Origin of the sequence: Streptomyces sp. NBC_01750 (assembly GCF_035918095.1) — a bacterium.
In the GTDB taxonomy this organism is placed as follows: domain Bacteria; phylum Actinomycetota; class Actinomycetes; order Streptomycetales; family Streptomycetaceae; genus Streptomyces.
The window spans coordinates 5,132,182-5,144,215 of record NZ_CP109137.1 but is presented as its reverse complement, the minus strand read 5'-3'; the positions used below and the strand labels follow the sequence as shown (position 1 = coordinate 5,144,215).

The 12,034-nt window shown below is 65.4% G+C and carries 9 protein-coding genes and 2 rRNA genes; 1 reads left to right on the top strand and 10 read right to left on the bottom strand.

All coding sequences use genetic code 11. From position 1 onward, the window contains the following. The first annotated feature begins 93 nt into the window (after positions 1-93). Positions 94-1,272, top strand: coding sequence for a DUF5667 domain-containing protein (locus OG966_RS23320; RefSeq protein ID WP_326651731.1), 1,179 nt, complete (start codon positions 94-96; stop codon positions 1,270-1,272). Between the two features lie 117 nt (positions 1,273-1,389). On the opposite strand, the gene OG966_RS23315 is transcribed toward OG966_RS23320, so the two are convergent. The 10 genes from OG966_RS23315 to OG966_RS23270 form a co-directional block, all read right to left on the bottom strand. Continuing rightward, positions 1,390-2,463 carry a lysophospholipid acyltransferase family protein gene (locus tag OG966_RS23315; RefSeq protein ID WP_326651730.1) on the bottom strand — a complete coding sequence of 358 codons (1,074 nt, stop codon included), beginning with the start codon at positions 2,461-2,463 and terminating at the stop codon, positions 1,390-1,392. A gap of 92 nt (positions 2,464-2,555) precedes the next feature. Further along, positions 2,556-3,638, bottom strand: a complete 1,083-nt coding sequence (locus OG966_RS23310; protein ID WP_326651729.1) for an NAD-dependent epimerase/dehydratase family protein — start codon at positions 3,636-3,638, stop codon at positions 2,556-2,558. Between the two features lie 183 nt (positions 3,639-3,821). Beyond that, positions 3,822-3,920 (bottom strand): 30S ribosomal protein bS22, encoded by a 99-nt coding sequence (locus OG966_RS23305; RefSeq protein ID WP_003948845.1) that lies wholly within the window; start codon positions 3,918-3,920, stop codon positions 3,822-3,824. Between the two features lie 122 nt (positions 3,921-4,042). Continuing rightward, on the bottom strand, positions 4,043-4,255 hold the full coding sequence (locus OG966_RS23300; protein ID WP_014046653.1) for a helix-turn-helix domain-containing protein: 213 nt from the start codon (positions 4,253-4,255) through the stop codon (positions 4,043-4,045). 127 nt (positions 4,256-4,382) lie between these two features. Beyond that, on the bottom strand, positions 4,383-5,198 hold the full coding sequence (locus tag OG966_RS23295) for a phosphatase (RefSeq protein ID WP_326651728.1): 816 nt from the start codon (positions 5,196-5,198) through the stop codon (positions 4,383-4,385). Between the two features lie 228 nt (positions 5,199-5,426). After that, entirely contained in the window at positions 5,427-6,602 is a 1,176-nt protein-coding gene (locus OG966_RS23290) for an acetoin utilization protein AcuC (protein ID WP_326651727.1), read from the bottom strand. Then, positions 6,553-7,794, bottom strand: a complete 1,242-nt coding sequence (locus OG966_RS23285; protein ID WP_326651726.1) for an MFS transporter — start codon at positions 7,792-7,794, stop codon at positions 6,553-6,555. The genes OG966_RS23290 and OG966_RS23285 overlap by 50 nt, the downstream gene beginning before the upstream one ends. Before the next feature lie 43 nt (positions 7,795-7,837). Beyond that, positions 7,838-8,482, bottom strand: a complete 645-nt coding sequence (locus OG966_RS23280; protein WP_326651725.1) for an HAD family hydrolase — start codon at positions 8,480-8,482, stop codon at positions 7,838-7,840. A gap of 63 nt (positions 8,483-8,545) precedes the next feature. Continuing rightward, positions 8,546-8,662 (bottom strand): 5S ribosomal RNA (rrf, locus tag OG966_RS23275). Positions 8,663-8,751: 89 nt separating this feature from the next. Further along, a 23S ribosomal RNA gene (locus OG966_RS23270) occupies positions 8,752-11,875 on the bottom strand. Positions 11,876-12,034 lie beyond the last annotated feature (159 nt).

Here is a 12,034-nt window from a genome sequence, read left to right as displayed (position 1 = left end):
AGCCACTCACTCGATCGTGTGGATGTGTTCAAGGTATGCAACCATCCGGACCCCCAGGGGAGTCGATCGTCATGACGAGAGGAGGTGCCGCCAGTGATCGCGAACGTTTCGGCGCGTCGGCGGGCGAACGCCTTCGCCCAGGCCTTGGAAGATCAGGCGGCCGCACAGCCCGAAGAATCGGTCGAACCGACCGCGCCCGGACGGCTGTTGGCTCTGGCGAACGGTCTCGGCGAGCTGCCGAAACCGGAGATGGATCCCGAGGTCAAAGTGGTGCAGCGAGCACAGCTCGTGGCCGCCATGGAAGAGATGTTCGCCTCGGGGGGTGCGTCCGCGGGCCCTACAGTGCCCGAACAGCGGACACCCGGCCGTGGCGCCCATCGGGCCTCCCCGCTCCGGAAATTGCGACCACGCTCCCGGTGGTCGAAGGGCCTCGCGGCCGGCGGTCTCACCGTCGGTGTGGCTGCGGGAGCCTTCAGCGGAGTGGCCGCTGCCAGCTCCGACGCCCTTCCCGGTGATTCGCTGTACGGGCTGAAGCGTGGCATGGAAGATTTCAAGCTCGGCCTGGCGGACGACGACTCCGACCGCGGCGGGCTCTACCTCGACCAGGCCTCCACCCGGCTCAGCGAGGCACGCCGCCTGATGGAACGCGGCCGGGCGGGCGCCATGGACCACGAGTCGCTCGGCGAGGTCCGCCGCGCACTCAACGGCATGAGACACGACGTCACCGAGGGCCACCGCCTGCTCCACGAGGCGTACGCGAGGGACGGCTCCCTCGGCCCGATGGCGAGGCTCGATTCGTTCTCCCGGTCCCATCGCGACGCCTGGAACGGACTCCGCGACCGGCTGCCGGCCCAGCTGACCGATGTCGGCGACGAAGTGAACTCCGTCTTCGACGCCATAGACCAAGAGGTCGGCCCGCTGGCGTCGCTGCTGCCACGCGTCCCGGAAAAGGGCGGCCGCGGCTCGCAGCGCCCCGGCGCCACCCAGGACTCGGGCAACACCTCGGACCCGGGCCGTACGACACAGTCCTCACCGGCCACCGGCAGTGGCCGTACTGGAGACAGCGGCAGTCCGCGTCCGTCCGGTTCGGGCAGCACGGCGGACGACGACCTGCTCGGCGGTGACACGGGCGGCCTGTTCGAGCGCCCGTCGAGCGGCGCCACACCGTCCCCGTCCGGCAGCAAACCCGCACAACCGGAGCCGGACGTCACGATCCCGCCGCTGCTGCCGGGGATCCTGCCGGGCCTCGGACTCGACAGCGAGGACGATTAGCAGGCGGTACGTACGAAGGTGGGGCGTCCCTGAAAAGGGGCGCCCCACCTTCGTACGTACCGCCGGTACATGTGTTCAGAAAAGTCGCGCCGGAAAAGTCGCGCCGGAAAAACCGCTTCAGAAGAACACAGACCGGCGCTGCACCAGCAACTTGTACAGCGTGTGCTGGATCTGCTCCCGTACCTGATCCGTCAGATTGAACATCAGCATCGGATCCTCGGCCGCTTCCGGCGGATACCCGTTCGTCTGGATCGGCTCGCCGAACTGGATCGTCCACTTCGTCGGCAACGGCACCGCGCCCAGCGGCCCCAGCCACGGAAACGTCGGCGTGATCGGGAAGTACGGAAACCCGAGCAGCCGCGCCAGCGTCTTCGCGTTGCCGATCATCGGGTATATCTCCTCGGCACCGACGATCGAGCACGGCACGATCGGTGCCCCCGCCCGCAGCGCCGTCGACACGAACCCGCCCCGCCCGAAGCGCTGAAGCTTGTAACGGTCGCTGAACGGCTTGCCGATGCCCTTGAAGCCCTCCGGCATCACGCCGACGACCTCGCCGCGCTGCAGCAGCCGTTCCGCGTCCTCCGCACACGCCAGGGTGTGCCCGGCCTTGCGGGCCAGTTCGTTGACCACCGGCAGCATGAAGACCAGATCCGCGGCGAGCAGCCGCAGATGCCGGTTGGCCGGATGGTTGTCGTGGACGGCGACCTGCATCATCAGCCCGTCCAGCGGAAGCGTCCCCGAGTGGTTGGCCACCACCAGCGCCCCGCCCTCGGACGGGATGTTCTCGATGCCCTTCACCTCGACCCGGAAGTACTTCTCGTACAGGGGGCGGACCATCGACATCAGGACCTGGTCGGTGAGCTCCTTGTCGTAGCCGAACTCGTCGACCTCGTAGTCACCGGTGACGCGCCGCCGGAGAAACGCCAGGCCGCCGGCGATCCGCCGCTCCCAGCCGCCTCCGCCCGTCGGCTCCTGGCCCGTCAGGGGCTCCTGGCCCGCCTCGGGGGCCCGAACCGCTCCCCGGGGCTCTCCGTCCTTCTGCTGCCCCGGCAGCTGGCTGACCGGAGCCTCGCGCACCGCCGCGGGCTCGGCCTTCCGACGGCTGCTTCCTGCGGGGCGCCGCCGCGCCGATCGCTGCGCGCTGCTGCGCGAACGGTCGTCGTCGAACGGAATGACCTTGGCGTCCGCCATCGTTGGCTGCGCTCCTTATTCGGCGTCGCTCTGAGTCGTCTTCATGGTCGTCCTACTCGATCGGCTTCGGCGATCGCCCTCGTCGATCGGCGTCATCGATCGGCTTGGTCCATCGCCTTGCTCGCGGCTGTCGTCCTCGCACTGCCGGCCAAAGGCAGTGCCGCGGCCACCTGGTCCACAGCCCTGGCGAGCGCGTCCGGCGGCAGCAGCCCCGGCCCGCGGCTGCGTGCGAAGTCCGCGAAGGCCTCCGCTGTCGTGTACTTCGGCACGAACCCGAGTGTCTCGCGCATCTGAGTGGTGCTCACCACCCGGCCGTGCGTGAGCAGCCGGATCTGTTCGGGCGAGAAGTCCGTAATGCCGATCGTACGCAGCGCGGAGCCGACCCAGGTGACCGCAGGCAGCAGAACCGGCATCGTCGGCCGGCCCAGCCGCCGGGAACACTGCGAGAGCAGCAGTACACCATCACCCGCGACATTGAAGGTGCCACTGTTGAGCGTGCCGCGCCGCGGCTCGTGCAGGGCGATCCGCAGCACGTCGATCACATCGTCCTCGTGGACGAACTGCAGCCTCGGGTCGTAGCCGAAGACGGTCGGCATGACGGGCAGCGAGAAGAACTCGGCGAGCGGCGAGTCGGCGCACGGCCCGAGGATGTTCGCGAAGCGCAGTACGCACACCGCCACATCCGGCCGCCGCCGCGCGAAGCCCCGTACGTACCCCTCGACCTCGACCGTGTCCTTCGCGAACCCACCGCTCGGCAGCGACTTGGGTGGCGTGGTCTCGTTGAAGACCGCCGGATCGCGGGGCGCGGAGCCGTACACACTCGTACTGGACTTGATCACCAGCCGCTTGACGGTCGGCGACTTCTGGCAGGCACCGAGCAGCTGCATGGTGCCGATGACATTGGTTTCCTTCACCGTCGTACGGCCGCCTGTGCCCAGCGGCGTACCGGTGACATCCATGTGCACGACGGTGTCGACGGCATGCTCGGCGAGCACGCGCGCGATGGCGGGCTGGCGGATGTCCGCTCGAACGAAGTCGGCCCCGCCAAGATGATGCTCGGGCGCCACCGCATCGACCCCGATCACCCGGTCCACCTCGGGATCCCGCTGGATACGCCGGACGAGCCGGCCTCCGAGCTGCCGGGCCACTCCGGTGACGAGCACGACCTTCCCCAAGATCAGCGCCTTCCTTAGGTCCGCCTAGGTCCACTCTTATGCGTCACCGTAGCGGTTACGTGTTGCGCTGTGATGACCGCACGGCGGTCTTTTGCCACGACCGCTCCTTTGGCCACCCACAAACGCACCGCGGCCCTCCCACCGTGAAGGTGGAAGGGCCGCAGAGACACGTACAGCGGTCGCTTACTTCTTGTTGCGACGCTGAACGCGGGTGCGCTTGAGCAGCTTGCGGTGCTTCTTCTTGGCCATCCGCTTACGCCGCTTCTTGATAACAGAGCCCACGACTACCCTCGCTCACTTCTCTTCACTCGGTGCGGGGCGTCTGGGCCCACACGACCTACGTCGGCCTAGCCTACCTGCCGCCGAGTGAGGGACGTAATCCGAGGGGATTCGCCCGGCTCCGGTTACGCGGATTCCACCCCCACGAATGATTCGCGGAGGTACTCGTGAACCGCTTGCTCCGGAACCCGGAAGGACCTGCCCACCCGGATCGCCGGCAGATGACCGCTGTGTACCAAGCGATACACGGTCATCTTCGACACTCGCATCACCGAGGCAACTTCCGCCACGGTAAGAAACTTGACCTCGTTGAGAGGCCTCTCGCTGCCAGCAGCCATGACCCACCTGTACCTTCCGCACCCGACGCGCACCGGCTTCCCCTCCGGTGACTCAACGTCGCTGTGCGCTCACTCCCAGACTAGGGGCGTGTGGTGCGAGTGGGGAAGAGGAGCAGCCATCGGCCGCCTACTGTGACAGACACGCTCGATTGAGTACATAGCGAGTAAGCGGTCGGTAGTAATCGGACCGCACTGCGTCATCAAGCGGAACAACGACTGAGACGCGCCCCTCGGCCTCGCCGACGAAGAGGGCCGGATCGTCCGTATCCGCCAGACCGATGGCCTCAATCCCCAGCTGACCTGCCCCGCAGACCCAGCCGTGGTCCCCGACGACCAGCTCGGGCAGTGGCCCGCCACCCTCCGTCACACCCTCCAGGGCGACCCGAACCGGGAGCGGTGAATGGGTATGTGCGCCGGTCTCACTCCCGGCGCCCCGTGCGCCGGGTTCCCGCACCAGCGCGACTCCTCGTACGTACTCAAGGTTGTACGTACGTACGCCGAACCGGGTCGTTATGTCGACACATCGCCCCTGCGCGGGGGTGAGTACGAGGCAACCTGCCGCCGACAAAGCGTCTGCCAGCCCGGCGTAGAACCCGAGAAGCCGATGCGGATGCCCGGTCCCGAACATCACCGGCGCCCGCCGAGCGGCCACCTCCCCGAGCCGTTCGGCAAACGCGGCGAGCCCGCTCAACGTCCGCTCCGGATCGATTGCATCGGGCCCGGTCACATACTCGGGATCGTCCGAAACCCCACACTTGTCAGCCATCAGCGCGATCAAATCCCGCTCGCCCCAGGCCCATTCGGGATCAAGCCCGAGAGTCACGCGGGGATCCCTGGCGGCGAAGAGCCGATAGCTGCGCAGGCTCACCTCCCGCGATGTGGCCACCGTCCCGGCCAACCGGGCCGCCAGCAGATGCGCCCGCAGCGCTCCGGTGCTCAACACTCTGCCGATGCTCCCGCACCGGTAGCGGTTCCGGGCCAAAAGCCCGGGTAGCACCCACAGTTGGCGTAACAGTCGCGCGGCCTAAACGCGGAGTGCCGGGCCCCGCGGAGCTCCGTTCCGGGAAGGGGAGGGAGGGGAACGCCCAGCGTCCCGCACCTCCATCCGGCCGCCCATCCACACCGGCCCACCGCCCGCTGCGCACCGCCGCGGGTTACGCACCGCCGCGGGTTACGCCAACAGTCCCCGCAACGGAAACGCCGCCCGCCGCGTGGCCAGAACCGCCTGGTCCAACCGGTCCGCCGGGTCGTACCCCTGCTCCCACTCCCGCCAGGCCGGCTCCCGCCCATCCGTCATCCGCCCCGGCGCCACCCGCCGTGTCAGCGCATACACCTCATCCCGCCACGACGACGGAATGACTGACTCCGGATCCACGGGCGCATGCGCCGCGATCCCCACCAGATGCGTCCACGACCTCGGTACGACATCCACCACCTCGTAGCCCCCGCCGCCGAGCGCCACCCACCGACCGCCCTCCACGTACTCGTGCGCCAAGGCATGACACGACTCCTGCACCGCCCGCTGCGCATCCAGCGAGACCGCCAGATGCGCCAGCGGATCCTCGAAGTGCGTATCCGCCCCATGCTGAGTCACCAGCACCTGCGGCCGGAAGTCCGCCAGCAGCTCCGGCACCACCGCGTGAAAGGCCCGCAGCCAGCCCGCGTCGCCCGTCCCCGCCGGCAGCGCCACATTCACCGCACTGCCCTCGCCCGCCCCGGCGGCCCCGGTCTCTTCGGGCCACCCGGTCTGTGGAAACAGCGTCCGCGGGTGCTCGTGCAGCGACACCGTCAGCACCCGCGGGTCCTCCCAGAAAGCCGCCTGGACCCCGTCCCCGTGATGCACATCGACATCCACGTACGCGACCCGCTCCGCCCCCAGTTCCAGCAGGCGGGCGACGGCCAGCGACGCGTCGTTGTAAATACAGAACCCGGAAGCCGACCCCGGCATCGCATGGTGCAGCCCGCCCGCGAAGTTCACCGCATGCTCGGCCTCACCCCGCCACACGGCCTCCGCGGCCCCCACCGACTGCCCGGCGATCAGGGCCGACGCCTCGTGCATCCCGGCGAAGGCCGGGTCATCCACCGTCCCGAGCCCGTACGACTGGTCGGCCGCCCGAGGGTCGAGAGACGCCGCCCGCACCGCCGCCACATAGTCCTCGTGATGAACGAGTCTGAGCGTCGAGTCCCCGGCCGGCTTCGCGGCCACCACATCCACCGCACGATCCAGTGCGTACGCCCGCACCAACCCCATGGTCAGCGCAAGCCGCACCGGATCCATCGGATGGCCGTCACCGAAGTCATACTTCGTTACCGCCTCGTCCCACATCAACAACCCGCGGCCGCTCATGCACGCCACCGTACCGGGCGGTATCCGCCCCGAACGATCTGGCGTACCACAACGTCACCAGCACCAACACCATCGGCACGACCATCGCCCACCGATAGCTCCACGCATCACCGAGCGCGCCCACCAGCGGCGACCCGATCAAGAACCCCACATAGTTGAAGACATTCAGCCGCGCCACCGCCACGTCGCTCGCCCCAGGGAACAACCGCCCCGCCGCCGCGAATGTCTGCGGCACGATCACGCACAGCCCGAGCCCCAGCATGGTGAACCCGAGCATCCCCACCCACGCCCCCGGCGCCACGGCCACCACCCCGAACCCGGCCGCCGCCAGCACCGTCCCGCATCGCACGACCGCCACCGCCCCGAACCGCCGCACGCCCAGATCCCCGACGGCCCGCCCCAGCAGCGTGGTGACCATATAGGCGTTGTACGGAACGGTCGCGAGCTCCTCCGAGCTCCCGAGCACGTCCTGCAGGTACTTCGCGCTCCAATTCGAGACGGTCGAGTCCCCGATATACGCGAAGGTCATCACCAGACAGAGCGGCAGCAGCAGCTTGAAAGCGCCAGCCTGCCACTCCCCCGCACCTTTCTCCGTGTCCCCCTCGGCTCTCTCCCCTTCCCTCCCGGCCCGCTCCCCGTCCGCGTACCAACGGCTCCCGACCAGCGCGGTCGGCAACAGCACCATCGCCACCGGCAGATACGACATGAGCAGCGACAGGTCCCAGTGCGCCCCGGCCCAGGCGAGGGAGGCACCCGCGATCCCGCCGAGGCTGTACGCGGCGTGGAAGCCGAGCATGATGCTGCGCCCGTACGACCGCTGCAGGCTGACCCCGAGCATGTTCATGGAGGCGTCAAGCGCCCCCACCGCCAGCCCGAACCCGCCCAGCGCGACGGCCGCCTGCCATATCTCGCTACCGGCCGCCACCCCGAGGAGCGCCAGCAGGACCACGGGCTGGGCCCATCGGAGCACCACACTCGGCGCGACCCGCTTCACCAGCCGCTCGGTGATCACACTGGCCACACCGGCGAGGATCGGTACAGCGGCCAGGAAGGCGGGCAGCAGGCCGTCGGATATCCCGTACCGGTCCTGGATGGCGGGGATACGCGTCACGAGCAGGGCGAAGGCCACCCCCTGCGCGAAGAAGCTCAACGCCAAGGAGGCCCGCCCGTGCCGCAAACGCGCATCTGTCATGGCCGCACAGCGTAGGGCGCCGATCTACCCATGGGTAGATCGATCACACGAGCAATACGGGCAACTCCGCCATCCCGTCGAAGTACCCCTTGGCGCCATCGAGCTTGTCTGCAGCCGTCATGGCCGTGAACCCGTACACATCCATCCCGGCCGCCCTGGCCGCCGCCACCCCGAGGGGGCTGTCCTCCACGACGACGCACCGCTCCGGCGCCACCCCCATCCGCTCGGCGGCATGGAGGAACAGATCCGGCGCCGGTTTCCCGCGCCCCACATCCTGCGCGCTGAACACCGTACGGTCCTCGAACCACCGGTCCAGCCGGGTCTTCCGGTGCCCGACTCTGATCCGCTCATGGCTGCCGGAGGAGGCGACGCAGTACGGCACCCCGTCCGCGACCAGCTTCTCGAGCACCTCGGTCACACCGTCGACGGCGACCAACTCCCGCTCGAAGGCGGCAAAGACACGAGCGTGCAGGGTCTCGTCGAAGTCCGCCGGCAACGACTGTCCGGTCCGCTCCCGCACAAGATCGTGTACACGGTGCACAGCGGCGCCCATGTAGTCACGAAGGGAGTCCTCGTACGACGTGGGATGCCCCAGCTCGGTGAGATAGCCGGCCAGGATGGTGTTGGAGATCGGCTCGCTGTCGACGAGCACACCGTCGTTGTCAAAGATGACGAGGTCGTATCGCATACCTGGACCCTAAACGCAGAAAAGCCCCGCACCATAACGGTGCGGGGCTTTCCCACAATGATTGTTCGGCGGTGTCCTACTCTCCCACAGGGTCCCCCCTGCAGTACCATCGGCGCTGAAAGGCTTAGCTTCCGGGTTCGGAATGTAACCGGGCGTTTCCCTAACGCTATGACCACCGAAACTCTATGAAGATGTACGACCCGGAATCCCCGCACAGGGGGACTCGACAGTTCGTTGCTTCAGAACTAACACAGTGGACGCGAGCAACTGAGGACAAGCCCTCGGCCTATTAGTACCAGTCAGCTTCACCGGTTGCCCGGCTTCCACATCTGGCCTATCAACCCAGTCGTCTACTGGGAGCCTTAACCCCTCAAGGGGGTGGGAGTCCTCATCTCGAAGCAGGCTTCCCGCTTAGATGCTTTCAGCGGTTATCCTTTCCGAACGTAGCCAACCAGCCATGCCCTTGGCAGGACAACTGGCACACCAGAGGTTCGTCCGTCCCGGTCCTCTCGTACTAGGGACAGCCCTTCTCAAGACTCCTGCGCGCGCAGCGGATAGGGACCGAACTGTCTCACGACGTTCTAAACCCAGCTCGCGTACCGCTTTAATGGGCGAACAGCCCAACCCTTGGGACCGACTCCAGCCCCAGGATGCGACGAGCCGACATCGAGGTGCCAAACCATCCCGTCGATATGGACTCTTGGGGAAGATCAGCCTGTTATCCCCGGGGTACCTTTTATCCGTTGAGCGACGGCGCTTCCACAAGCCACCGCCGGATCACTAGTCCCGACTTTCGTCCCTGCTCGACCCGTCGGTCTCACAGTCAAGCTCCCTTGTGCACTTACACTCAACACCTGATTGCCAACCAGGCTGAGGGAACCTTTGGGCGCCTCCGTTACTCTTTAGGAGGCAACCGCCCCAGTTAAACTACCCATCAGACACTGTCCCTGATCCGGATCACGGACCCAGGTTAGACATCCAGCACGACCAGAGTGGTATTTCAACGGCGACTCCACAACCACTGGCGTGGCCGCTTCAAAGTCTCCCACCTATCCTACACAAGCCGAACCGAACACCAATATCAAACTGTAGTAAAGGTCCCGGGGTCTTTCCGTCCTGCTGCGCGAAACGAGCATCTTTACTCGTAGTGCAATTTCACCGGGCCTATGGTTGAGACAGTCGAGAAGTCGTTACGCCATTCGTGCAGGTCGGAACTTACCCGACAAGGAATTTCGCTACCTTAGGATGGTTATAGTTACCACCGCCGTTTACTGGCGCTTAAGTTCTCAGCTTCGCCACACCGAAATGTGACTAACCGGTCCCCTTAACGTTCCAGCACCGGGCAGGCGTCAGTCCGTATACATCGCCTTACGGCTTCGCACGGACCTGTGTTTTTAGTAAACAGTCGCTTCTCGCTGGTCTCTGCGGCCACCCCCAGCTCTGGCAGTAAATGCCGTCACCGGTGATGGCCCCCTTCTCCCGAAGTTACGGGGGCATTTTGCCGAGTTCCTTAACCATAGTTCACCCGAACGCCTCGGTATTCTCTACCTGACCACCTGAGTCGGTTTAGGGTACGGGCCGCCATGAAACTCGCTAGAGGCTTTTCTCGACAGCATAGGATCATCCACTTCACCACAATCGGCTCGGCATCAGGTCTCAGCCTTGATGTGTGACGGATTTGCCTATCACACGGCCTACACCCTTACCCCGGGACAACCACCGCCCGGGCTGGACTACCTTCCTGCGTCACCCCATCGCTTACCTACTACCATCTTGGGCCGGCGGCTCCACCACTCCCCTCAACTCCGAAGAGATCAGGGCGGCTTCACGGCCTTAGCATTAATGGGCTCGATACTGGGCGTTTCAAAGCGGGTACCGGAATATCAACCGGTTGTCCATCGACTACGCCTGTCGGCCTCGCCTTAGGTCCCGACTTACCCTGGGCAGATCAGCTTGACCCAGGAACCCTTAGTCAATCGGCGCACACGTTTCTCACGTGTGTATCGCTACTCATGCCTGCATTCTCACTCGTGAACCGTCCACCACTCGCTTCCGCGGCGGCTTCACCCGGCACACGACGCTCCCCTACCCATCCGTACTCCCGTTGGGGATATGTGTACGAATGACACGACTTCGGCGGTACGCTTGAGCCCCGCTACATTGTCGGCGCGGAATCACTTGACCAGTGAGCTATTACGCACTCTTTCAAGGGTGGCTGCTTCTAAGCCAACCTCCTGGTTGTCTCTGCGACTCCACATCCTTTCCCACTTAGCGTACGCTTAGGGGCCTTAGTCGATGCTCTGGGCTGTTTCCCTCTCGACCATGGAGCTTATCCCCCACAGTCTCACTGCCGCGCTCTCACTTACCGGCATTCGGAGTTTGGCTAAGGTCAGTAACCCGGTAGGGCCCATCGCCTATCCAGTGCTCTACCTCCGGCAAGAAACACACGACGCTGCACCTAAATGCATTTCGGGGAGAACCAGCTATCACGGAGTTTGATTGGCCTTTCACCCCTAACCACAGGTCATCCCCCAGGTTTTCAACCCTGGTGGGTTCGGTCCTCCACGAAGTCTTACCTCCGCTTCAACCTGCCCATGGCTAGATCACTCCGCTTCGGGTCTTGAGCGCGCTACTGAATCGCCCTGTTCGGACTCGCTTTCGCTACGGCTTCCCCACACGGGTTAACCTCGCAACACACCGCAAACTCGCAGGCTCATTCTTCAAAAGGCACGCAGTCACGACTGACAGCACAAGTGCTGCCAGCGACGCTCCCACGGCTTGTAGGCACACGGTTTCAGGTACTATTTCACTCCGCTCCCGCGGTACTTTTCACCATTCCCTCACGGTACTATCCGCTATCGGTCACCAGGGAATATTTAGGCTTAGCGGGTGGTCCCGCCAGATTCACACGGGATTTCTCGGGCCCCGTGCTACTTGGGTGTCGCACAAGCAAGCCGTTGATGTTTCAGCTACGGGGGTCTTACCCTCTACGCCGGACCTTTCGCATGTCCTTCGCCTACATCAACGGTTTCTGACTCGCCCAACAGCCGGCAGACTGTTGAAGTGCGATCCCACAACCCCGTATGCGCAACCCCTGCCGGGTATCACACGCATACGGTTTGGCCTCATCCGGTTTCGCTCGCCACTACTCCCGGAATCACGGTTGTTTTCTCTTCCTGAGGGTACTGAGATGTTTCACTTCCCCTCGTTCCCTCCACACTGCCTATGTGTTCAGCAGCGGGTGACAGCCCATGACGACTGCCGGGTTTCCCCATTCGGAAACCCCCGGATCAAAGCCTGGTTGACGGCTCCCCGGGGACTATCGTGGCCTCCCACGTCCTTCATCGGTTCCTGGTGCCAAGGCATCCACCGTGCGCCCTTAAAAACTTGGCCACAGATGCTCGCGTCCACTGTGCAGTTCTCAAACAACGACCAGCCACCCACCACCCCGCTCTCACGAGCGAGTTCACCGGGGCCGGCATCGCGAAGGGCGAGCTCACGCTCGCACCCTCAGATACCCAACAGCGCGCCCGGCACGACCCCCCAACCCTC